Origin of the sequence: Flavobacterium piscis (assembly GCF_001686925.1) — a bacterium.
GTDB lineage: Bacteria > Bacteroidota > Bacteroidia > Flavobacteriales > Flavobacteriaceae > Flavobacterium > Flavobacterium piscis.
The window spans coordinates 386,503-411,854 of record NZ_LVEN01000027.1; the positions used below are offsets into that span (position 1 = coordinate 386,503).

Sequence of the window (25,352 nt, forward strand, 5' to 3'; positions counted from 1 at the left end):
TTTTTTAATGCCAGTGCTATCAGAAATAGCACTGACAGATTTTATTTGTTTACAATTATTTTTAATGTTTTCTTGATGTTTGGAGTTTCGATAACAACAACATACATATTGCTCTCAGCATCAGGTAACTGAACTTCAGTTTTTACTGTAGATGATTTCAATGTTTTGACCAATTGTCCAGAAACAGTATACAGGCTTATTTGCATGTTTTCTAATTCTTCGGCAGGGAAATCTGCTTCAACAGTAATAACTTGTCCTGTTTGAATAGGATTAGGATAAAGTCTGGCCGTTGACGATTTTTGAGTCGAAATTTTGGTGCTGCAAGTTTGAAGTGTTTTTCCGTCTTTTGTCGTCATTTTTGCACTAAAGTCTGCAGACTTATCTAAAGAGTTCGCCAAATCATCTCCCGCTGAATAATATTGACCTGTTCCTACTAATTGCCCATTCTTAAACCATTGGTATGAAACAAATTCATAACCTCCGTTAGTCTGAGGATTATTATTGATAAGCAATATATTGTTGAATTTTTGATGTACAATGTCATAGAAACCAAATGGTTTTTCTATCGTTAAAACATAAGTAGCAGTTGCTGTTCCGTCTTGTGAAGTAACAGTAACATTTTGCGTATAAATTCCCGGTTTAGGAGGCGTAATCGTAAAATTGGCAGAAGGGGAGAATGTTGCTCCCGTTTCATTTGTGAAGGCAACATTTACATTGTTTTCTCCGCATTCCATCAAATACTTAATTTCTTTTGCCGGATTTTCAAACACTTTAGTACCAATTGTAATTTTTGATACTGTTATGTCATTATTTTTAATTACAAGCACCTGCGATACATCTGCTGCTGGTAAGTAATTTTCATTACCATCCTGATGCGCTACGATTGTTAAACTTCCGGATCTTAACAAATTAACTAATCCGGTTGCAGAAACATTTGCAGGCGGCAGGGCAGAAGTATAAGTGAAAGAGTAACGAATTGGCAAACCAGAATTAGAAGTAGCTTCTAAGTTGAAGTTATTATTCACTCCAAGGATTTTTGCAGGAATTGCACCAAAAGTAATCTGTTGCGCAGCTTTATTGTTAGTAAGTTGTGCAGTAAGTGTAATTGCTGAACAATTAGGCGTGCTTACCGATGGTGAAACTATTGCTGTAACGGTATAAATACCAGCGTTAGTCGCTCCGTTTAGTGTTCCTGTTGATGGAGTAGTAGCATATACTACGCTTGCTCCGGCAGGAAGATTTGCAACTTCTATGGTGCGTACACTTCCGTTATAAGTAAAATCAGCATTAGCAAAAGTAACCTGATCTAAAGGAGATGCAGTTACATTAACGTTTTGATTTTGACTTGAAGTATTTCCATTTCCGTCATCATATGTCCATTTAATTACATAGTTCCCTACGGCTGTGTAGTTTAAAGGATCAGTTGTTGTAGCATTTATAATTCCCGCACAGTTATCAGTAGCTGTTGGAACAGGAATTTGCGCTGATAAAACAGAACAAGTATTACTAATAGCTGGCAAAGTTGCTACATCAGGAATTGGTGCTGTAGCATCGGGAGTTGTAGTGATAGTTACATTTTGTGTTAAAGTACAGCTGTTTGCATCAGTAATAAGTACAGAATAATTTCCTGCGCTTAATCCGGTTGCTGTAGCAGCAGTTCCGCCAGAAGGTGACCATGCATAGGTATAAGCACCAGTTCCGCCTGTTACAGTTACAGTTGCCGAAGCATCACTTTGTCCGCTGCAAGAAACATTCACTTGTGATGTTGTTGCTGCAAGTATAGCAGGTTCTGTTATAGTAACAGTTGCTGTTGTTTGACAGGTGTTAGCATCTTGTACGGTTACAGTATAAGTTCCCGCCACAAGTCCTGATGCAGTTGCAGCAGTTCCGCCAGTTGGAGACCAAATATAAGTGTAAGCTCCGGTTCCGCCCGTTACAGAAACAGTTGCAGATCCGTTAGAACCTCCATTACAAGAAACATTAGTTTGAGATGGTGTAGCTACTAAAGCAGCTGGTTCTGTTAATGTGAAACTTTGTGTTGTCTGACATAAGTTAGCATCACTAATAGTTACTGTATAAGTTCCTGCAGTAAGTCCTGATGCAGTTGCAGCAGTTCCGCCAGAAGGTGTCCATGCGTAAGTATATGCACCAGTTCCTCCAGTTACCACTACTGAAGCTGATCCGTTAGCGCCTCCATTACATGAAATATTTGTTTGTGAAGGAGTAACAACTATTGCAGTTGGTTCTGTAATTGTAAAGTTTTTTACAATAGAACATCCATTTACAGAAGTTATCGTTACAGAATAATTTCCTGCTGTAAGTCCTGTTGCGGTCGCAGCATTTCCTCCAGTTGGAGCCCAAACATATGTAAATGGTCCCGGAGCTCCTGAAGCTACTACAGTTGCAGTTCCTGTGTTTGATCCATTACATAAAACATCGGTTTGAGATACAGTAGCAACTAATGTATTTATTGTAGTGATGGTAAAGTTTTTTGTAATTGCACATCCATTAGCATCTGTGATTGTAGCGCTATAATTACCAGCCGCTAAATTTGTCACTGTTTGAGTTGTTTCTCCATTAGACCATAAATAAGTGTAAGGAGTTGTTCCTCCTGACGGAGTAACAGAAGCTTGCCCGCCAACAACACAAGTTGCATTTATTTGAGATGTTGTAGCGGCTAATATTGAAGGTTGATTAATTGTAAAGTTTTTATTTAAACTACAACCTACAGCATCTGTAATTAATACACTATAATTTCCAGCTGTTAATCCGGTTGCTGTTGCGGCTGTTCCGCCAGAAGGTGACCATACGTATGTATAATTTCCATTTCCTCCAGTAACATTTACTGAAGCTGTTCCGGTTGCTCCTCCGTTACAAAGTACATCGGTTTTTGCTGTTGTTGCAGCTAAAACTGAAGGTTGACCAATAGTAACATTTGCAGTAGTCTGACACGTGTTCGCATCTGTAATAGTTACAGTATAAGTTCCCGCCGCAAGTCCTGATGCAGTTGCAGCAGTTCCTCCAGTTGGAGACCATGAATATGTGTATCCTGCTGTTCCTCCTGATACGCTTACAGTTGCTGTACCATTAGTACCTCCATTGCATGAAACATCAGTTTTAGAGGCTGTTACAATTATTTGAGTAGGAGTCGAAATTGTAATGTTTTTTACAAGTGTACATCCGTTTGCATCTGTAATTGTACAAGTATAATTTCCTGCAGGTCTTCCGGTAATAGTCGCCGACGTACCTCCAAGAGGTGCCCATAAATAAGTATATCCTGATGTTCCTCCTGATGCTATTACAGAAGCAACTCCGTTAGATCCTCCAAAACAACTAACACCAGTTGATGCCGTACTTGCAGAAAGAATTGCTGCTGGTTGTGTAATTGTAAAACTTTGCGTTGTTTGACATAAGTTCGCATCTTTTATTGTTACCGTATAAGTTCCGGCAGTAAGTCCTGTTGCTGTTGCAGCACTGCCGCCAGATGGTGACCATGAATAAGTGTAAGCTCCAGTTCCGCCTGTTGCATTTACTGTTGCAGATCCTGTAGCTTCTCCACGACATCCTATATTAGTTTGCGAAATTGGTGTAGCAACCAATGTACTTGGCTGGATAATAGTAAAACTTCGTGTTGTTTGACATAAGTTCGCATCTTGTATTGTTACTGTATAAGTTCCTGCCGTAAGTCCTGATGCAGTTGCAGCAGTACCTCCAGATGGAGCCCATGAGTAGGTGTAAGCACCAGTTCCACCTGTTACATTTACAGTTGCAGATCCTGTTGCACCTCCGTTACATAATATATCAGTTTGAGACGTTGTTACAGAAAATGGTGCAGGTTCTGAGATCGTAAAACTTTGAGTAGTCTGACAGGAGTTTGCATCCGTAACCGTTACAGTGTAAGTACCTTGTGAAAGTCCGCTTGCAGTTGCAGCAGTACCTCCAGAAGGCGACCATGAATAGGTATATGTGGGAATTCCTCCAGAAACCGAAACCGTTGCAGAACCGTTAGATCCGCCGTTACAGCTTACATTGTTTACTGCACCTTGTGATGCCGTTAATACTGATGGCTGACCTACTGTAATATTATTTATAATTTTTGTGCAACCTTTAGCATCTGTAATCGTTACGCTGTAAGTTCCGGCAGCAAGTCCGGTAATAGCAGAAGTTGTAGCTCCGTTCGACCATAAATAACTATAGCCGGGAGTACCTCCAAATGCAGTAATAGAAGCAACACCATTAGATCCTCCGTTACAAGAAACATTTGTTACAGCCGGAGTTCCGTTTAATACAGGAGGCTGAGTTACTACAATATTGATTATAGTAAAGGTACATGAATTTGCATCTGTAATCGTTACACTGTAATTTCCAGCCGCAAGCCCTGAAGCTGTTGCAGATGTAGCACCATTCGACCATAAATAAGTATAAGTTGAAGTGCCGCCTATTGGAGTAACAGTTGCAGTACCATTAGTTCCTCCATTACAAGAAACAGGTGTTGTACTTGTAGTTCCGGTAAGAGCTGATGCAGGCTGTCCTACCGATATATTATTTATAGTTCTTGTACAAGAATTAGCATCTGTAATAGTAACACTATAAGTTCCTGCAGCAAGTCCTGAGGCCGTTGCAGTTGTAGCACCGTTAGACCATAAATAAGTATAAGAAGGTGTTCCTCCCGATGCCAAAATTGTAGCTGTACCGTTTGATCCTCCAAAACAAGAAACCGCAGTTGTAGAAGGCGTACCGTTAAGAATAGCCGAGGGCTGTCCTACTAATATATTGTTTATAGTTCTTGTACAAGAATTTGCATCTGTAATAGTAACACTATAAGTTCCTGCAGTAAGTCCTGTAGCCGTTGCTGTTGTAGCACCGTTAGACCATAAGTAAGTATAAGAAGGTGTTCCTCCGGATGCAAGAATTGTAGCGGTACCGTTAGATCCTCCAAAACAAGAAACGGCAGTTGTAGAAGCCGTACCATTAAGAATAGCCGACGGCTGTCCTACCAATATATTGTTTATAGTTCTTGAACAAGAATTTGCATCTGTAATAGTAACAGAATAAGTTCCCGGTAAAAGTCCTGTAGCCGTTGCTGTTGTAGCTCCGTTTGACCATAAATACGTATATCCGGAAGTTCCTCCGGATGCAACAACAGTAGCGGTACCATTTGAGCCTCCAAAACAGGAAACTGCAGTTGTTGACGGAGTTCCGTTAAGTATTAAAGGCTGTGTGATATTAAAAATTCTTGTAATTTGAGTTAATTCACTATCTGTAATGGTTACTGTATAGTTGCCAACACCAAGTCCTGATGCTGTTGCATTTGTTCCTCCTGATGGAGACCATGAATAGGTATAGTTAGTACTGCCGCCTGTTACTACAACAGAAGCAGTACCATTAGTTCCGCCATTACAACTTACATTAGTCTGTGAAATTGATGAAGTGCTTAATGCTGCTCCGGTTGTAAAAGTCAGATCACTTCCATAACTTGTTCCTCCGCTATTTATGGCATAAGCTCTAAAATGAATTGTTGTAGCAGGAGGTAGTCCCGTTACAACATTTGAAAATGTTCCTGTACCAGTTCCCATTTGAACTTTGGTATTTGCCGTAGTTGGATTTACAGTAGTACCCCAAACAATCCCTCTTTCTATGTTGGCATCACCACCATCTGCAGTTACATCACCCGCAAGTGTTGCCGAAACAGATTTAACAGTTGTAGCGGCAGTAGTTGTAACAGTTGGAGCAACTGCTCCATTATTCCATGCAAAATTATCTACAGCAAAATAATCATAATTGCTGCTTAGTTGAATTTCAAGCTGATCAATTATAAAATTTGTGTTGTTGTTGCCGCCTTCTGTGGCAAAATTCACTTGTAAAAAACCATTGCCGGGAAGCCCATATCCAGTATTAGCTCCAGTTGTATTTTTTACAACCGTAAATTGTGTTACACCGCCCAGTTTTCCTCTAAAGGTAACTGATCCTGCAGCGCCATTACTAGTAACACTTGCATCCTGAGCAGAATTTCCGGTTAGATAGATCCATAAACTACTAACCTTAAAAGTGCCCGTAGCGGCGGTAACAGTTCCTGATTGTCCCAAACCTTCAGGTCCGGCTGAATCTGCAACTTGTATATACCTGTTAGATTGATTATAACCCAAACCAATACCTTGAGATGCAGCAAAGCTTACATAACTGCTGGTAAGATTGAATGTTTTAGCCGCACTTGTAAAACTCGATGATCCTATTGTTGCAGCTTCAAATGTCTCCGTCGTTTGTGCAGTAAGAAACTGCATTGAAAAAAACAGAAGAATTAATAATAAGTAGAATTTTTTCATAATTTTCTGATATTGAATTAATTTTTTTTGCATTGTTGCATTACATTTTTGTCTTAAATTTCCAACTTCAAATCATAATTAAATTTGAAGTTATGAATAAACAAAAGCTTGCGATTATTGTTCAATCTATCATTCAATCAAATACGGTTACTGATCATGCAAAATGTGCCAAAGCTCTTTCTGATTTTTACAGCAGCCTTTCTGAAGTTCAACATTCTGATGGAAATGAAGTTTCTGTAAAAGGTGGTATTGCCTTATCAAGTTCCGGTGCGGCAGATTGTATAGATGACTATTTGCGTACCATTTATTTTCTAAAAGGAATTTACAAGGCCATAACTAAATTATCCGATGACTTTCCTCAAAAAAGCATCAATATACTTTATGCAGGCTGTGGACCTTATGCCACTTTAATTCTGCCTTTACTTCCATTATTTAATAAAGAGAGGATTAATGCCATTTTATTAGATATTAATGCAGAATCAATACAATCTGTTCGCCATCTTTTAACAGTAATTGGTCTTGACGAATACTCCTTACAATTAATTGAAACGGATGCCACGACTTATACAAAACCAGAAGATTTTACAATAGATCTGGCCATATCTGAAACCATGCACTATGCTTTAACCCGTGAACCACAAGTTGCTATAGTGAAAAATATTGTTAAGCAGCTGCCTGAACACGCAATTTTAATTCCCGAAGAAATAAGAATAGATCTGGCCTACACTTTTTTTGATTACGAGCCATCACTTAAAAATGCCAAAGAAGAGATAAAGGGCCACAAACAATTGCAGCCCTATCCTCATCATGTATTTGTTGATAGATTATTTACAATAAGCAAAGAACTTGGCAGTTTAGGTCATAATTCTAAATTTGAAAGTGACTTTTATGATCTGCCCGAAAATTTTACTGAATGTCCTGATGTTTGCATTTTTACTGAAATTAAAGTATTTGACAACATTGAATTAAAAACCGCTGAGTCTTATATAACAAATCCGTTTTGTGTTGTATCTCTTTATAGTATCAATGATTATTCAGGAATTCAGTTGCTGTACGATTTTAGCGAAATACCAAAATGGTCCTACAGCCTTAAAAAATAAGCTATTAATTTCTTGTAGGGAAAATACCTTCTAAGCAGATAATATAAGTTAATGCCACATAAGGCTGCATGATAGAAACAGGAATATTACTACCTGTTGCACCTGTTGTAACATTAGTTGTTAAATCTACACTTGGGGTTGCAGTTGTAAATCCTAACGTTGGAGTAAAGACTCTGGATATAACAGATCCAGGTGCGGCAATTGACGCACCGGCTACTGGAGTTGAATCTGTCGCATTTGATGCACTTACAGATATTTTACCAGGTCCTGCATGCACGTGAGCAGGCAAATTGCTTGTTAAAAGAGAAACAGTTGGTGTACCAGCAACTTGTCCAAGAACGTAGTTTGATCCACCACCATTTCCTGCTCCAATAGCTGTTGAACCCTGAAGATTAGGTAATGCAAATGTTGTTTGGCCATTCCCTCCGTAAGTAGTACCTAAAATTGCGAATAAGGCATTATTTTGTGCAATCGACATTATTTGCCCGTTACACAAAGCCCAGCCCCTCGGAGCAAAATTTCCTGCAAAAAGTTTTACAACTCCAATGAATTCTTCCATAATTTAATGTTTTAAATAGTTAATGATTAGATTTAGTTTTGTAGCGATCCTGTTTTTCTTCAAACAGGTTTAATAAAATTGTAATAGAATGCTAATGTACTTTTTATAAGTATCTTATTTACAGGTATTTTTACCTGTTTTTGTAAATAAAATTCTATATTTTAGATTTGGAACAGAAACTATTAAAAAGCAAAAAACTTAGAATTTATACTTCAGTAAAATGCTTCATTAATTAATGGCTGTTATTTAATCAGTTTTAAAATTAGATATCTGTTACCTATATCCAGAAAAAGATGTTACGGAACGACTATTTCCTGTCATGAAACCTATTTTTAGTGTCAGATAAATTTTGATGGGTAACGAATAGAATTATGCGGATTCATTATTCAAGTACAAAAGATGATTTTTATTGAATAACGTAATGAAGAAATATTTTTTTAGGCTTGTAGAAACGGATTTCGTTTATTTGAACGAATAAATTTACAAAATTAATATTGTAACTATCAGTAAAACAGAGTTATTATGAAATTATTATTTAATAAGCAGAAAAGAGAATACTTATAGTCGGTTTATAGCTATATCATATGAATAGTAAGGCACTTTTGATTTTAGTTGGAAAATATTGAGAAATACTTTTAGCTTTAATCCTTTTGTTTTTCAATTCTAAAATTAAAAAGATTTATTTTTGCAGCTCAATCAGAGTGATAGTAAACTCGAATTCCGTTACTTTATGAAAGCAGTTATTTTCGACATGGATGGTGTAATTATTGATTCGGAACCGTTTTGGCAAAAAGCTGAATTTGAAGTTTTCTCTTCACTTGGAGTTACATTAAATGAAGAATTTACCAATCGAACCAAAACAATGACAACTGTAGAAGTAACAAAGTTTTGGTATGAAAAATTTCCCTGGGAAAGTAAAAGCCTGGAAGAGGTTGAAGAAATGGTGGTCGCGAGAGTAATGCACTTGGTAGAGCAGGATGGAAGCGAAATAAATGGTATCGAATCTTTTATAAAAAAACTTAAAGACAATGGTTTTAAAATAGGTCTCGCAACAAATTCTCCTTATAAAATAATACCTGTAGTGTTAGAAAAAGCGGGTATTGCTGACTATTTTGATATCATTTTCTCGGCAGAATTTGTACCATTAGGAAAACCTGATCCCGCTATATATTTAATGACATCGAAAGAATTAGGAATCGAGCCTGAAAATTGCATTGTTATCGAAGATTCTTATTCGGGAATGATGGCCGCAAAAAAGGCAGGTATGAAAGTCGTTGCGTTTACAAACGGAAATGAAGATCTTAATTTAAGTTTAGCCGATTATACAATGGAAAGTTTTCTGGAAAACGAACCGACAATATTCTCCTGATTGATATCTTGTTGCTTAGCAGGAAAGTGAACAAATTTGGTCTATACAATATAATTTTGTAAAAGCTCAAGCCTTTCTTTTACCGTTAAATCACCATCCAGAAACAAAGTCGTACATTCTACTTCGGTTAGCCATTGCTTTTGCTGTTTAAAACTTCTGCTGGTGGTATTTTCTTCCAAATCATATTCGGCAGCCCAGGCTAGAAATGCCTTGTATTTGGTGTTTAATTTTTCATCAAAAAGTATTTTATTTCCATATCTCGAGATTTCCCTGTCAGCCAATCTTTGCAATCTGATTTCTTGCGGAATATATAATAAAACAACAAGATCAAATAGATCTTTATAATTTGTTTTCCAACGAAATATAGAACCGGTAACAACTACATTCTCCTGAGAATAAAAATCGGTTTCGAATAAGGAATTGCGTTCCTCATAATGTTTTGCTTCCTGAAAAGGAGGATCTGTTTTTTCCCAAAAGTACTCGTCAGAATCCAGGTGCAAAAAACGGGTATTATTTTTTACGAAAGAATTGCCAAGTGTTGTTGCGCCGGCTCCCGAGGCCCCCATAATCATTATTCTCATCCTGTTTTTAATTAATGCTTTAATTCAATTTTTCCTTAGAACATAAAAATAGTTATAATCTTTAAAGATGAATTCAATTTGTTTTAAATAAAAACAGAAATAAATTTTGAAATATTTTGTCACCAAGATCGTTTAATAACCAATGAACTCAGTGTAATATAACATTACAGCATGAATTTGTATATTTGTGTACTTTCTTAACCTACTAAAGTCTATAATGCCTGAATTTTCACCACTGGATCCAAAAACAGTTTTCCTGCTTTATTTTTGGGGAAACTTATTTATTTGCATTCTCATTTTTAGTTATTCGTTTTCGTATGCTTCGATTGAAAACAAAAGAAAATTAAACATTTTTGGCTACGGAAAAATAACCCTGACCATTGGTTGGGTTCTTATTTTTTTAAGAAACATAATCCCGGATTTTATTTCTATTAATATTGCCAATTCTATCATTTTGTGCGGATGCTGCTATGAAACAATAGCGATGTTATCGATGCTCAAATTGAAATCAAGAAGGTGTAATCGCTTGCAAATAGGCATAACCATTGTTGCAATAGCAGTTTTTAATATTGCAACATTATTAGAGAGTAAGGTGAATACCCGAATTGTAATTATGTCACTGGGAATTTTTGCCATTTTTTTGCCGCCAACAATTAATTATTTCAGAGAAAAAGGAAATAATCTTTTTCGGATGTTTTATTTACTGGGCTACGCTGTTTTTGAAATTTTAATCTTCATACGTGCAGTTTATAATTATATCAATCCGCAGGAATATTTTTTTTCGTACCGCGTTTTCGACAGTTTGTACAGTATTAGTTTGTTTTTGCTCACTCTTATTGGTACAGTAGGATTTTTGTTGCTGGTAAAAGAAAAACAAGATCTTAAAATCAAAAAGCTTTTAAACGATAAAAACTTATTCTTTTCGATTATAGCGCACGATCTAAAAGGCCCGTTGGGATCATCGGTTGCATTATCAGAAATATTAGCTGAGGAAATTGATGCTTACAGTCGTGAAGAGATTAGGGAAATTACAGGAATGCTCCACGAATCGAACAAAAACATTTATAAGCTGCTGGAGAATCTTTTAGACTGGTCGCGGGTACAAACGGGAATGATTGAATACAGTCCTAAAAAAGTAGTATTGAATACCCTGATTGAAGAGAACATAGCACTTAACAGAAATACAGCATTAAATAAAAACATAGATCTTAAGTTTGAATCGACCGAAATTATAGAAGTAAAACTCGATAAATACATGATTGATACTGTTTTGCGAAATCTGCTGACCAATGCCATTAAATTTACGGATCAGCAAGGAGAAATTAGTATCACGATTAAAAAGAGAAACCAAAAAGCAGAAGTATCGATCACGGACAATGGTATTGGAATTCCTGATAATATAAAAGAAAAACTTTTTAAAATTAATGCCAAAGTAATTCAGAAAGGAACAGAAAACGAAAGCGGAAATGGTTTGGGATTATTACTCTGCAGTGAATTTATAAAAAAACACCAAGGCGAAATTTGGGCCGAAAGTGAATTTGGAAAAGGAAGTACTTTTAAGTTTATTTTACCGCTGGAGGGATAAAATTTCAAATTCCAAATTCCAAATTCCAAAACCCAAAATCCAAAATCCAAAATCCAAAATCCAACAAATTTATAGACCAACAATTGGAATTTGGAATTTAAAAAATTGGAATTTTAAAATCAATTGATTGGAATTTTTATTTAAGTTTTAAATAAAAAAAGTCCCCCAGTTTCATAAGGGTGTGAAACTGGGGGACAAGTAAAAAAAATAAAACACAAATCTTTAGAACGAATATCTCAATCCAAGCTGACCTTGGAATCTTGAAGCCAATTGATCTATAGTATAAGGTGTAGCCGTAGGTTTTTGGAAAGTGTACGTTGGATCGCCAGTAGCAACTCCGCCTAAGTTTCCTGATTTTGTTAACCCAAGGTTAGCTGTCGAATTGTAAGTGTTTGGAACAAAATAGCTTCTTCCCCAATCTTTGTTGATAAGGTTTCCAACATTGGCCATACTAAATGAAATTTGGAATGTACCTACTTTTTGAACTTTGATTTCATCCGTTAATTTCAAATCTGCCTGAATGTTCCATGGAGTTGTATCACCATTTCTTTGTGTGAATGTTCCTCTTCTGCTTTTCAAATAATCATTTCCGTTAATGAAAGCTTCGTAATCTGCTACCTGTTGAGCCGCTGTAGCGGATGGAACACCTGCTGCACTTACACCGATATATTTAGCTGCTTCTGCTGCATCTTTAAAGATATAAGCTAAACCTGCTGCTTGTCCTGTTCCTGCAATGGTTGAGTTTACAAATCCCCATGAAAACGGATTTCCAGATTGTGCATTAAAATACACATTAGCAGAGAAAGTATTGTTGTCAGCCAGTTTTACCGCATATCCAACATTAGAAACAATTCTGTGTTTGATATTAAAGTTCGAAGTGGCCAATTGAGGATCGTTAGGTGTCAATGACTGATTCATCTGGAAGTTACTTTCCATAGAGTTACGAATTCCGTTTGTAACGTCACGAGAATCTCCATAAGTGTACGCCACCATAAAATTCAAACCAAAATCGTATGATTTCGAAACCATTTCAGTAATGCTGTATCGGTATCCTTTATTAGTATTTGATAATAAGTAAGCATTAGAAAAAGCTGGGTTTATGTTTGCGGCATAAATTGGCATTTGGTGATTGGTATCATAAGAAAAATAAGTTGGGTTATCGGTCTTATTTACCTGTTGAAACTCAAGATCACGAATTACTTTAGTATAAATACCTTCGGTTGTAAATTTATAGCCACCGATAATTTTATCGATTGCCAAAGAGTTTCTTAAAACAGCCGGCATTTTAAATTTATTATCTACTAAATCTGCCTGAACTTTTGGCGTAGCATCGTGGTATCCATTCAAACCATTGTTTGCCAAAGGATCACCTGCTGCTGTAACCTGAGCTGCTGTAAGGTTATTTTTGTCATAACTTCCGTAACCTACACCATCATTATAATACGCATATCCTAACCATGCAAAAGGAATTCTGCCTGTAAATACTCCAGAACCACCTCTTAAAACAAGGGTTTTATCTTCGTCTACATTATAGGTAAATCCAACTCTTGGAGAAACTAATGCGGTAGTAAAAAAGTTATTACTAATTTGATTTAAAGGAGTGTAACTGTAAGTATTACCATAGTTAGCATCAGCAGGAGAATTTTGTACCTGAGGGCTCAATTTTGGTTTATTTGGCAAATCAGTATAATCAACTCTCACACCAGGAGTCACTTTAAGTTTGTTGCCAATTCTTATCTCATCCTGTACATAAACGCTATAAAGATTTACTTTGAATTTAGCATACGGGTTATTAAAGATTTCATCTCTTGTAGAACCGTCAAAAGGATACGTGCCACGAACACGAGTAGGAAGTTTATTCATGAAATCTGCAAGAGATTTGTATGAAACTCTTCCGTTTAGCGCATTTACAAATCCGTAATTAATGTCGTAGAATTCGTTGTGCGTACCAAACAATAAAGTATGATTTCCTGTTTTATAAGTAAGGTTGTCCGTGATTTCGGCTGTATTTTGTTTCATATTAAAAACAGTAGCTTCACGATCATTTCCTAAGAATATTGTTCCTCCGTTGTAACCAATTTCAGCCTGAGGAAACATGGCATTTGATGATTTTGGATCACGATAATCTTTAATAGCCGAATAACTTGCAAGGAATGAGTTTGACCATTGGCTATTGAAATGACTTTTTAATTCTAAAACCGTACTAACAGATTGGTTTTTTTGCGTGAAATCCATGCTTGAAAACCTGAAGTTTGCTGCGTCACGTTCTAAATTCGAAGCCTGAGAAATAACCGTATTGTTTCGTAACGAAAGAGCGTGTTTATCATTAATTTTCCAATCTAATTTATTGAAGAATTTTTGGTTTTTTGCAAAGTTGTTGTAAGCACCATAACTTCCCGGATCAAATCCGTAATTTGTTTTTACGAAGTTTGAAATTTGCTCTGCTGTAGCATTATCAACCAATGAAGTCAATTTTCCGTTAGAATCTGTTTGTCCTGCATTGTAGAACAAAGGATCGGTTCTTTCGGCATATTCCATATTGGTAAAAAAGAACAATTTGTCTTTGATAATGGGTAAACCTAGTCTGAAACCAACTTGGTAATCACCAAAAGAATTTGGCATTTTAGAACCGTCACCAGCATTATTAGGACCCGTAATAGCAGCATTTCTGCCATAGCTATAAATAGATCCTGTTACTTCATTTGTACCACTGCGGGTAACAGCATTAACGCTTCCTCCTAAAAAGTTTCCTAATTTAATGTCGTAAGGAGCAATATAAACCTGAATATCCTGTATTGCATCCAAACTTATAGAGTTCGAGCGCGTGCTGCTTCCAGGCATTCCTGAAGTTCCGGACTGACCACCTAAAGACGGGCTAAAACCAATTGCATCATTATTGATCGAACCGTCAATGGTTACGTTGTTGTATCTAAAGTTCGTTCCTGCAAAAGAGTTGTTTGAACTTTGAGGAACCAGTTTAGTAACATCCTGAATCCCTCTGTTGATCAACGGTAAACCATTAATTTTTTTCTCATTAATACTTGTTCCGTTATTTTTAGACGATGGTTTAGAACCTGTAATCACCACTTCTTCTAATACATTATTATCTGTTTTACCCACTACAATTGTTGGTAAATCATTGTCGCCTAATGCTAAATGTATTTGTGCATTAGAATAATCTTTGGTTTCTGAACTTTTAATTTCAAGTTCGTAAGGTCCGCCGGCATTTAAATTTTCGAAACTAAATCTACCTTGCTTGTCGGTTACAGCTCTGTAAACTGCATTAGTAGGTAAATGTGTTAGTGTAACCTCAGCGCCGGTAAGCGGACTTGTACCATCGCTAACCTTTGCAGATAAAGATGAGGTTGTAATTTGAGCAAAAATGTTCCCCATAACAAGAAGCATGAATGCCGAAAAAAAGAGTTTTAGTTTTGTCATGTTGTTTTAGTTTTTATTTGACAAAGAAACTCCCTTTGTTTCGATCAGATTTAACGCTTTTGTTAACTTAAAATCATAAAACAATTCATTGTTAAGTTAGGATTATGAAGGTGTTATTTCAAGAAAAAGGAATTATCTCTTTAAAATCAGTTACTTGAGTAAAATGCTAAAAATAAGTACATTAAAGCTGGATTTAAAGTAGATTAGAAAAAGATTAGAGTGTTATGTAAATGTTACCGATTGTAAAAAGTGACATCATCGAATAGTAACATTGTGACTTAAAATAGAGAATTGTTTATGGTTTGTGTTAAGTTTTTTTTCACGCAGATTTTGCAGATTAAGCAGATTTTTTTTAATTAATTTGATCTGTGGTTATATGTTTTCTATGTGTTGAATTTTTTCACGCAGATTTAAAAAGATTTAAGCAGATTTTTTTTAAATCAATTTAATCCTTTAATCTGTGTCTATTATATCAAATTAAATCTGCTCAATCTGCGTGAGTTGTCTGCGTGTTTTTGTCATCCCGAGGAACGAGGGATCTTCGTAAGTAGCTCTACAAAGATTGACGATTTTGATTGCGGAGTTTCTTGCGGAGATCCCTCGTGCCTCGGGATGACAAGATTGTGGTTAACTTTGAGTTAAGAATTTTTTACGCAGATTTGCACAGATTTAAGCTTATTTTTTAATCAATTTAATCTGCTCGATCTGCAAAATCTGCGTGAAACAAAAACATTTAAGGAAACACCAAAGAAAACGAAGTCCCTTTCCCCAACTCAGAATCTACTATTAAATTAATATTATGAAGTTTAAGAATCTGCATCGTGATAAAAAGCCCCAAACCTTGCCCCTGAATGTGGCGCGTATTATCGCTTCTAAAAAAGAGATCGAAGATAGATTCTTTATCAGTATCTGAAATTCCGGGACCTTGATCGGTAATTTTAATGACAAGTTTGTTTTCGTTTGAAAGGGCAAAAATTGCAACCGGAGCAGGAGAGGAGAATTTTATAGCATTATCTACTATATTATATAAGGCTATAAAAAGCATGTGTTTATTGGCATAAATAGAAAGTAAATCTTCCTGATCTGCTATGGCATTCAAATTGAAAGAAACCTTAGATTCCGGATATTCGATAGCTTTTTTCTCAAGAACATTCCATAAAATCTCATCGATTCTGATGGTTTCCATTTGTTGAGGTTCTGAAAGCTCCAATCCGGATAAAACCAAAAGACCTTCGAGAGTTGCTTTAAGATGTAATGCATCCTTACGAAGGGATTTTAATATCTCTTCATATTGCTTATTTGTTCTGGGTTGCTGCAGCGAAACATCCAGATCTCCTATAATAATAGTAAGCGGCGTTTTCAATTCGTGTGAAGCATTTTTCAGGAAATTATTCTGAATCATGATACCACTTTCTAATCTTTCCAGAAGATAATTGAAGGTAGTAACCAATTCTTTAATTTCATCTTTTCCACTCGCTTGCGGCACATCTAATCTCGAATGAAGATTCTCGGTTGTTATGTTGTTTACTTTTGCGATAACTTCTGTAAACGGACGGAAAGTTTGTTTGGCTAAGAAAGTTCCTAAAAGATAATTTAAAGGAATCCCGGCGAGATAAAACAAAATAAACATAAGGCCAAGCATCTCCAATTGATGATTGCCGGCGCGGTCGATTCCGGAAACTATAATAATAAAATCGCCCTGATTGTCATTATAAAATAAACCTACAAATTGTCTGTCGCCTCTTGTAAAGGTTTGCAGCTTTTCTTTTTTAATGTTTTTTAAGTCCTTTTCGCTTAAATCAAAATCAATAGTATCTCGTACATAAAGTTGGTTTGTTTTAGTATCATAAACCCGAATCGATTCGTTGTTGATGCGTTTGTACTGAAGTTCAATTTGTTTGTAACGTTGACTGTTAAATTCTTTGATTTCATCTTTTTCAAAATAAAAAAGAGCCGTTGTCATCGCGTGATCTTCAAGATTATCAAAATAAAGATCCTTCATGTGACTTTTGAACAAAAGGAAAGATCCAGCCATAAGAAGCCCGGTAATAAAAGCAAACAGCAAAGTAGAATTGGCAGCTAATTTATTTTTAAGATTCATAACTCTTTTGTTTGAGCATATATCCTGTTCCTTTTATAGTATGAATGAGCGGAGTAGGGAAGTTCTTGTCGATTTTATTTCTGAGATAATTAATATAAACATCTACAGTATTTGAAGTAGTATCAAAATCGATATTCCAGACCGCTTGAGCAATTTCAATTCGGGATAAGGCTTTCTCGCGGTTTTTCATAAAAAATATCAAAAGCTTTAATTCCCTCGAAGATAGATTTAGTTCTTTCCCGTCTCTGGCAGCACTTTGTTCTTTCATATTTATTTCGACTCCGGCGTACGACTGAAAATCCAGAATTCCGGTACTGAATTCGGCACGACGAAGCTGCGCGTTTATTCGGGCTAATAATTCTTCAAATAAAAATGGTTTGGCAAGATAATCATCGGCTCCGGCCTGCAGGCCTTTTACTTTTTCGTGTGGTGTATCGAGTGCGCTCAAAATAAGGATCGGAACAATTATTTTTCGGCTCCTTAAAACTTCACAAACTTCAAATCCGGTAATATCAGGAAGCATGATGTCGAGAATAATAATGTTATATTCGTTTTCCATCACTTCTTTTATAGCATCAAAACCTTTGGTAATGGTTTTAACTTCATAAAGATGTTCCTCAAGTCCTCGCGTAATAAACGAAGCCACTCTTGGATCATCTTCAACTAATAATACTTTATTCATAACCGGATAAGAATCAAATTTGTTGTGATAAAAGTAACTAAAAGTATCACCGTGAGCAAAGAATCGTAAAAGAATATAGTAGCCTATAAATTGAATTTTTGTAATGTAGAAATTGGTATCTTTAAAATTCCGTAAAGGTTATCGGGAACCTAAATTTTTTTAAATAAAAAAGTAATATATGAAGCTATTCTACACTAAAATAATACTGTTTTTAATGTTCTTAACTTTTTTTTCCTGCGAAACCAAAAAACAAAAACCAGAATCGAAACCGTACAAAGCAGGTGTAATTTTATCTTTTGATGATGCGTATGTTGATGAATGGTACGAGGCCGATCAGGCTTTGAAAAAATACGGATGGAAAGCTACTTTTAATGTTTGCAGAATAGACTCGATTGGAAAACCTCAGATTAAAAAACTTCTTCAATTGCAAAAGGAAGGTCACGAAATTGCCGGTCATGGCTACCATCATTACAATGCCGTAAAATTTGTTAACCAACACGGAATCGATGCTTATATGCAACAGGAAATAGATCCTATGATTATCTCTATGAAACGATTAGGTTTTAATGTTACGACATTTGCCTATCCGTACGGAGAAAGATCTGACGCACTTGATAAAGCTTTATCCAATGATTATAAAATTATTAGAGGAAGAGCTTTTGGAGGCGAAGCTCCGGAGAAACAAGACAGTTTTTTTAGCAACTCAAAAATAGTATTTGCTTTTGATATCGATAATAGCCATATACATTTTAGTATTCCGTATGTTTTAGAATTGCTGGATTATGCCAAAAAACACAACAAAATTTTACTTTTATGCGGTCATAAACCCGTTAAAAATGTAACCGAAAATTATCAGACAAAAATAGAAACCTTAGAATTCATTTGTAAATACATGAAGCTAAACGATCTTAAGTTTTATAAAACATCTGATTTAGATGATCTGCTGCCTGAAGAATAATTATATAGCAATCGTACTAACACGTTTTTATAGCTCCGTAGAAGCGATATATTTATAGCCAATAATTAAACAATTTTTAAATTCGTGAATTCGTGGCTTTTTTTGCGACGAAATAGCTATGATTTTCAAAGATTTTCAAATCATTTTAATCCTATAATCTGTGGCTAAACTTTTGTTTTTGTAAATCTTCAATTCCACATTTTTGATTTTTTTTCGTGTTTTTCGAAAATCATAAAATTTACTTTGCAACCACCATCATTCTTACATTTTTGTTTGTAAATGTTAATAATCCTGTTATTTTTTTTATGATTTTGGGCAAAACTGCTCGATTTTTCGTACCTTAAAAATTCTAACAAATAAAAGACAATGATGACAAAATTACGAATTTCATTAATCAACATTCACGGACTCTTAAAAGGTTCTGGTTTGGAGATTGGTAGAGATGCTGATAATGGCGGACAAACAAAATACGTATACGAACTTGCTGAGTTTTTATCACAACACGAAGATGTAGAACATGTTCACCTTTTTACAAGATTAATTGACGATCCAAATCTTTCTCCTGAATATGCAGTGCCTATCGAAATCATTAATGATAAATTAGACATAAGACGTATTCCTTTTCTGGGAAAAAAGTACAAAGCAAAAGAACAATTATGGGAAGGCTTAGACACTTTTGTAAACGGAATTGTTCAGCATATCAAACTTCACGATATATTCCCAAACTGGATTCATTCGCATTATGGCGACGCAGGATATGTAGCCAGCGAATTATCTACTATTTTAAATATTCCTTTCGCACATACCGGGCACTCTTTAGGTTTTCATAAAAAAAGTAAATTGCTCGAAAGTGGTTTGAGCGAAGAAGAAATCGAAAAGAAATTCAAATTCACGCAAAGAATCGCTGCCGAAGAAAAAACATTAGAATTATCTGAATTTATTGTTAGCTCGACAGAACAGGAAATTGAAACCTATAAACCTTATAAAAATTTTGAATTAGCAAAATACCACGCTATTTCGCCGGGAATCGATACCAGAAAATTTGTTCCTTATTACCAAAAGGAGCAGGACTCTGAAAAACAAATGGAGGAGGAGCAAAGAAAATATTGGGTAGCAGAGACTATTTCGAAATTTTTAATAAATCCGCACAAGCCTTTTATTCTGGCGCTTTCACGACCTGATCGCCATAAAAATCTTCATACCTTAATTGAAGTTTATGGTAAAGACAAAGAACTGCAAAGCATTGCCAATCTGGTCATTTTTGCCGGAATCAGAAAAGATATTTCAAAAATGCCGGAATCTGAAAAAGATGTTTTGACAGATTTATTGCTGTTGATGGATAAGTATGATTTGTACGGAAAAATGGCCATTCCGAAAAAACATGATGTAGAAAATGAGGTTTCGATTATTTACCGTTATGCAGCCGAAAAAAGAGGTGTTTTTGTGAATTTGGCCTTGCATGAAAACTTCGGTTTAACCGTAATTGAATCGGCAAGTTCCGGATTACCGGTTGTGGTAACCAAGAACGGCGGCCCATCAGAAATTATTCCGACTTGCCAGAACGGAGAATTAGTAGATCCACTGGATGAAAACGAAATCAAAAAAGCATTACGAAATATTTTAACCAATGAAAATCAATGGAAATATTATTCGAACAATGGCGCCATTAATATTCAGAAACATTATAGCTGGTTAAGCCATGTCAATCAATATGTTGATTTGGTCAATGAAAATTTATCCTTATCATCAGGTTCAGGAATCAAAAAACAGCATTATCCTAATATTAATATCGAAAGATTAAAACGTAAGGTGGAACATTTATTTGTTTCGGATATCGACGGTACATTGATAGAACCAAAATTAAACAACCCCGGACTAAGAGAACTCAAAGAACATTTGATCAATCGTACCGATAAAATGGCATTCGCACTGGCATCCGGACGAAATTTAGCATTGGTAAAACAAGTGATCGACGAAGAACAATTTCCATTGCCGGATTTTATTATTTGCTCTGTAGGGACTGAGATTTATTATACAAATGGTAAAGATTATATTTTAGATAAAGGCTGGGCTAAATTTTTGGCCGGTCGATGGAAAAGAGAAGATATTGTCAACCGTCTAAAAGAAGTTCCGTGGTTGCGATTGCAGGAAGAAGAAGCGCAAAACCCCTATAAAATATCGTATTATTATGATAAAGAAAAATACGATCACGAGCAGTTAATTGCAGTTTTAGGTACAGGTTGGTACAAAGTAAATATTATTCCGAGTCACGGCGAGTTTCTTGACTTTATCCCTAAAAGAGCCTCAAAAGGAAATGCTATCAAATTTTTATGCCGTAAATGGTCTATTCCTTTATCGAATGTTATTGCTGCTGGAGATTCCGGAAATGATATCGATATGTTCAGAGGTGCTGTAAAAGGAATCATCGTAGGAAATCGTAGTGTTGAATTGGCTGATTATGAAACTACAAAAAGTATTTATGTGGCCAAAGATTCAGCTTCTTCCGGTATTTTAGAAGGGTTAAAACATTATAAAATAATTAAATAAATAACAGATGTTGGTTATTCTTTGAGATGTCCGGATTATCGTTGTCTTTAGAAAGTTCCGAAGGAACGATTCATATTGTAGCAAGGGATTTTAATCCCTTGAAATGTGGAATTTCGACAAAGATTGGTGATTTTGTTTGCGGTCCTTCGACTTCGCTCAGGATGACAAAAAATGACACAATATGTTAAATAATAAAATAGGTTAAATATGTATTCAGGTTCAGGATTTAGTAATTGGGAAATAGGAGACGTTGATGTGTTTATAGATGAGAGCGGAGTGCATCATTTATTTCATCTTATTATTCCCAATCACGATTATATTGCGCATGCAGTATCAAAAGATGGTCTTTCTTGGAAAAGAGTAAAGAATGCTTTGTTTGTAGGCGATCCGGGTGAGTGGGATGATGATATGTTATGGACAATGCATGTTAGTAAAAACTCTGCCGGAGAAGGTTACGAAATGTATTACACAGGTTTAAAACGTCAGGACAAAGGAATAACCCAAAAAGTAGGGCGCGCAGTTTCGCCTGATTTAATTCACTGGACAAAAGACAATCAATATGGATTACCATTGCGAAGTAATGCTCCGTATTATGAAAGCAGAGAGAATAATCCGCGTGAATGGCTTAGTTTCAGAGATCCTTATAAATATGAATTTGAAGGAGAAGATTATCTGCTTATTTGTGCCCGTAGCGCTGTAGGACCTACATACAGAAGAGGTTGTATAGGAGTTGCAAAAAGAGAAGAAAAAGGTTTTGTGCTGCAAAAACCGCTGCACGTAGCGTATGTATATGATGATATCGAATGTCCCTGCGTGGTAGAAATAAAAGGAATGCATTATTTGCTGGGTTCAATTCGCGAAGATATCAAAGTGCGTTACTGGTTTTCTCCTGATTTTAAAGGAGAATACCACGCCTTTCATAATAATGTATTAATGCCGCAAGGTAATTACGCCGCAAGAATTGTAAAAGAAGGCGAGTATTATCTCATTTATAATTTTTACTTCGTGGGAGGAAATGTGAATACACTTCGCGTGATTCCGCCACCAAAACAGCTGGATGTTGATAGTAATGGAAGATTGTTATTAAAGACCTATCATCACTGGAGAACGCTGTACCAAAGAACCATTCAACAAAAAAACTTGCCTATTCCGGTACCTATTTTAGGAAATCCGTCGGCAAATTTTGAGGTTGAAAATGAAAATAAATGGCGAATGGGCTGCCGAAGCGGTTATGAAGTTTTTTGTTTTGATAAACCATCGGAAAATTTTGTCTGGGAAGGAACATTGGCTGTCGAAGGAATGGGAAAAACCGGTTTTGTCATCGAATGTGATGAACAAGGAACGGCTTATTACATCTCAATTGATTTTGTAAATGGGTTTGTGCAATTTAGAGCCTGGGGATTTAATGAAAAGGATGTGAAAAATAATTTTGTTTTCGAAAATATTCAAACCAACCAATTTGAAATCGTAGATACTAAAGAAATTTATTTTAAGATCATTCGTTACGGAAATTATTATGAACTTTCGATCAATGAAATCGTGAAGCTAACGTTATTGGACTATAAATACAGCGAAGGTAAAATTGGCGTTTACGTTTGTTCTGCTATAGTTGCTTTAAGTGATTCAAAAATTCATGTAATTCCAGAACCCGAGAACGAATATGCAACCGCAGATCCTAATAAAGCAATGGATGAATACAATAAAATAGCACAGTAGTTAAGTTATAATAATGATGGTTGAACTAATGTGAATTACTTTCTATAATGCTTTTAACGCTTTGAATAAAAGTTTCGGTATTGTTGATTTCGCCTTTTATATAAACATCATATTCGGTTAATTTAAACTGTTCCAGCATATCTTTTTTTAGATATTTTATCATAGACTCAAGACTTCGGGTATCGGTTTCTGTTTGTCTTTTTAATTCACGTTGTTTGCTTTCCAGGTAAGCTAAAGTTCTTTTTAATCTTAGTACATTACTATTGTCCACACTTAATATTCTTAAATTTAATAAAAATAACGATAATCAGGAATAAGATAAAATTCAATATTTTTCCAAAAACGTACCAGTGAATTGAATTTATCTTATTACAAGACTATCGTTTCAGGTAATTACGTAAGAATTGGATTTTTAGTTTTGAAATATAAGGCAAAAAATTAAAAAGAATAATAAGAATTAGATGTTTTTGGGTATAACAGTTTGATATGTTATTGTTTAGGTCGAAATGTAAGAAGATTTTTATTTGATTTTTTGTTTAAAAATCTTTGCAAGAGGAAATGTAGATGAAGGTTTTTTTTAATTTGAAATAAAAAATGATAGCAGCTAAAACAGAATAATAAAAAAGCGGTGTTTTTCTTACTCAGGAAAACACCGCTTCTTTTTTATTATAGCGTGACAGATTATTTTACAACAGTCGCTTCCAGTTCAACTTTTAAGGTTTCAAAAAGACTTTTTACTTCGAGTAAAGTTGTAGCTTGTTTGATGTTGTGCTTCGCCACCCAATCCTGAATAAGATTAAAATGCGGCCAAAGCTCATCAGTCGCGGTAGTATAGATATTCAACCGAACAATTCCTTTGCATTCATATCCGGCTTCTGTAATAACCTGTTCCAGATTTTTTAAAGCCAGTTTTATTTGCGATTCCATGTTTTCGTTACTCGAGATTCCTTCAGCATTGATAGCCGTTTGTCCCGAAACGTACAGGGTTCCTTCCGGATTTTTTACTTCAACAGCCTGTACGTAACTGCGCTGGTTCTGCCATTCCCAAGGATTGATTGCTCTTTTTTCCATTTGTTTTCCTTTTTTCGTTTGTGCCAATACAGGCATCGTAGTTAATAATAGTAATACTAAAAGGTTTGCTGTTTTTTTCACGATTACATTTTAAAATTGTAATACAAAATTGAGCATAACGGCTGGAAAGTACTCGTGACATTTTTCACGATTTTGATGTGAGAATTGTCACATCAGGAAGATAATCTGCTTAAAGTTTCGCGGGACACGCCTAAATACGAAGCGATTAAACTTTTAGGAACACGCTGCATTAGCGAAGGATATTGTTTTAATAATTGGTCGTAACGCTCTTTAGAGTTAGAAGTCTGCCAGGAAATAATGCGGCGTTGTGATCCCAGAAAACCAAAAGTGGCTTTCTCCAGAAAAAAGCGCTCCATTTTTTGCAGGCCGTTGCATAGTTTTTTATAATCTTCCAACGAGCAGCAAAGCACTTCAGTATCTTCAAGGCATTCTAATGTCATTGTAGCTTCAGTTTGGGTAAAAAAGGCGTAGTAATCACTTTCCCACCAATCTTCCATCGCAAAAGAAACAACATGCTGCTTTGCTTTTTCATCAGTATAAACCAATTTCAAAAGTCCGGAAAGTACAAAATAAGAATACTTTACAGCATCACCTTCCTGAATAAGAAACTGATGCTTTTTAAATTTTTTGGCAGTAAAATGAGCAGCCACAAAAGCAAACTCCTCGTCTGTAAGAGGAATTATTTTCTCGATATGTTCTCTAAGTTGATTGTGCATAGTAGCATCCAAAGTTATTGAAATTTTAATAATAGGGAAGCTTTTATTAGCGATATCAATTTTGCGATTAGTGTAAAATATAAGAAAATTAAATTTAGAAAGTAGTTAACGATTTAATAAAATTAATAACAATTTCTTAAACTTTTGTTTATTAGTGTGTTGATAAATAATGTTTTATAAAGCAATTTTAGGAACATTAGTAACGAATTAATATTTATATTTGAGAATGAATCAGAGTCAAATAATTTAAAATATTTACAAATGGATAAAGCTATAAAACTAAAAGTTCGTAAGGAGTTGGATAGTCAACAACAGTTGAATATTATTAAATTAAAGGGTAGTTTAATCTCTAAAGGTTATACCGAAATTATTCACATCCTGGATCAGGATGATGAATTTCATATCAATTCTTTCGCAACTCCTTCTGAAACTACAAATGAAGTCCAGGAATTTATTAAAGCATTTATCTACAAAGAAAATTTGGCAGATACGATAACAATTTTCAGATAATTATAAAATTATTGCTTATAAATAAAAATCTACATTTTATTAGATCATTAATTTCTAATCCTATTTCAACCATAG

Annotated in this window: 16 protein-coding genes; 7 read left to right on the forward strand and 9 right to left on the reverse strand. The window is 35.3% G+C overall.

The window, feature by feature from the left end; translation table 11 throughout:
* Window positions 1-41 precede the first annotated feature (41 nt).
* Entirely contained in the window at window positions 42-6,323 is a 6,282-nt protein-coding gene (locus FLP_RS12195; protein WP_165606669.1) for a T9SS type A sorting domain-containing protein, read from the reverse strand.
* A gap of 92 nt (window positions 6,324-6,415) precedes the next feature.
* On the opposite strand from FLP_RS12195, the gene FLP_RS12200 reads away from it, so the two are divergent.
* Complete coding sequence (locus FLP_RS12200) at window positions 6,416-7,423, forward strand: SAM-dependent methyltransferase (RefSeq protein WP_065450272.1); 1,008 nt, start codon at window positions 6,416-6,418, stop codon at window positions 7,421-7,423.
* Window positions 7,424-7,427: 4 nt separating this feature from the next.
* On the opposite strand, the gene FLP_RS12205 is transcribed toward FLP_RS12200, so the two are convergent.
* On the reverse strand, window positions 7,428-7,982 hold the full coding sequence (locus FLP_RS12205) for a phage tail protein (protein WP_174548792.1): 555 nt from the start codon (window positions 7,980-7,982) through the stop codon (window positions 7,428-7,430).
* A gap of 730 nt (window positions 7,983-8,712) precedes the next feature.
* On the opposite strand from FLP_RS12205, the gene hxpB reads away from it, so the two are divergent.
* On the forward strand, window positions 8,713-9,351 hold the full coding sequence (gene hxpB / locus FLP_RS12210; RefSeq protein ID WP_065450273.1) for a hexitol phosphatase HxpB: 639 nt from the start codon (window positions 8,713-8,715) through the stop codon (window positions 9,349-9,351).
* A 41-nt stretch (window positions 9,352-9,392) separates the two neighbouring features.
* Here hxpB and FLP_RS12215 read toward each other — a convergent pair whose 3' ends face one another.
* The gene (locus FLP_RS12215; RefSeq protein WP_083195852.1) at window positions 9,393-9,923 is read right to left on the reverse strand and encodes an AAA family ATPase; all 531 of its coding nucleotides are present in this window, start codon (window positions 9,921-9,923) and stop codon (window positions 9,393-9,395) included.
* Window positions 9,924-10,149: 226 nt separating this feature from the next.
* Between FLP_RS12215 and FLP_RS12220 the strand changes: the two genes are divergently transcribed.
* The gene (locus FLP_RS12220; protein ID WP_065449778.1) at window positions 10,150-11,517 is read left to right on the forward strand and encodes a sensor histidine kinase; all 1,368 of its coding nucleotides are present in this window, start codon (window positions 10,150-10,152) and stop codon (window positions 11,515-11,517) included.
* Window positions 11,518-11,739: 222 nt separating this feature from the next.
* On the opposite strand, the gene FLP_RS12225 is transcribed toward FLP_RS12220, so the two are convergent.
* The 3 genes from FLP_RS12225 to FLP_RS12235 all read right to left on the reverse strand — a co-directional run bounded on the left by FLP_RS12225 (window position 11,740) and on the right by FLP_RS12235 (window position 17,738).
* Entirely contained in the window at window positions 11,740-14,955 is a 3,216-nt protein-coding gene (locus tag FLP_RS12225; protein ID WP_065449779.1) for a TonB-dependent receptor, read from the reverse strand.
* Between the two features lie 733 nt (window positions 14,956-15,688).
* Window positions 15,689-17,056, reverse strand: coding sequence for a HAMP domain-containing sensor histidine kinase (locus FLP_RS12230; RefSeq protein ID WP_243397609.1), 1,368 nt, complete (start codon window positions 17,054-17,056; stop codon window positions 15,689-15,691).
* Window positions 17,046-17,738 carry a response regulator transcription factor gene (locus FLP_RS12235; protein WP_065449780.1) on the reverse strand — a complete coding sequence of 231 codons (693 nt, stop codon included), beginning with the start codon at window positions 17,736-17,738 and terminating at the stop codon, window positions 17,046-17,048. Before FLP_RS12235 ends, FLP_RS12230 begins: the two co-directional genes overlap by 11 nt.
* 178 nt (window positions 17,739-17,916) lie before the next feature.
* Here FLP_RS12235 and FLP_RS12240 point away from each other — a divergent pair, with 178 nt between their 5' ends.
* From FLP_RS12240 to FLP_RS12255, 3 genes are all read left to right on the forward strand, one after another.
* Window positions 17,917-18,696: a polysaccharide deacetylase family protein gene (locus tag FLP_RS12240; protein ID WP_065449781.1), complete on the forward strand. Its 780-nt coding sequence runs from the start codon at window positions 17,917-17,919 to the stop codon at window positions 18,694-18,696.
* A gap of 366 nt (window positions 18,697-19,062) precedes the next feature.
* Entirely contained in the window at window positions 19,063-21,243 is a 2,181-nt protein-coding gene (locus FLP_RS12250) for an HAD-IIB family hydrolase (RefSeq protein WP_065449783.1), read from the forward strand.
* A 207-nt stretch (window positions 21,244-21,450) separates the two neighbouring features.
* The gene (locus tag FLP_RS12255; protein ID WP_065449784.1) at window positions 21,451-22,959 is read left to right on the forward strand and encodes a glycoside hydrolase family protein; all 1,509 of its coding nucleotides are present in this window, start codon (window positions 21,451-21,453) and stop codon (window positions 22,957-22,959) included.
* Window positions 22,960-22,984: 25 nt separating this feature from the next.
* On the opposite strand, the gene FLP_RS12260 is transcribed toward FLP_RS12255, so the two are convergent.
* The 3 genes from FLP_RS12260 to FLP_RS12270 all read right to left on the reverse strand — a co-directional run bounded on the left by FLP_RS12260 (window position 22,985) and on the right by FLP_RS12270 (window position 24,767).
* Window positions 22,985-23,230, reverse strand: coding sequence for a hypothetical protein (locus tag FLP_RS12260; RefSeq protein ID WP_065449785.1), 246 nt, complete (start codon window positions 23,228-23,230; stop codon window positions 22,985-22,987).
* Between the two features lie 410 nt (window positions 23,231-23,640).
* Window positions 23,641-24,030 (reverse strand): RidA family protein, encoded by a 390-nt coding sequence (locus FLP_RS12265; protein ID WP_065450275.1) that lies wholly within the window; start codon window positions 24,028-24,030, stop codon window positions 23,641-23,643.
* Window positions 24,031-24,203: 173 nt separating this feature from the next.
* Window positions 24,204-24,767 carry a Crp/Fnr family transcriptional regulator gene (locus FLP_RS12270; protein ID WP_065449786.1) on the reverse strand — a complete coding sequence of 188 codons (564 nt, stop codon included), beginning with the start codon at window positions 24,765-24,767 and terminating at the stop codon, window positions 24,204-24,206.
* Between the two features lie 261 nt (window positions 24,768-25,028).
* Between FLP_RS12270 and FLP_RS12275 the strand changes: the two genes are divergently transcribed.
* Window positions 25,029-25,277, forward strand: a complete 249-nt coding sequence (locus FLP_RS12275) for a hypothetical protein (protein ID WP_065449787.1) — start codon at window positions 25,029-25,031, stop codon at window positions 25,275-25,277.
* Window positions 25,278-25,352 lie beyond the last annotated feature (75 nt).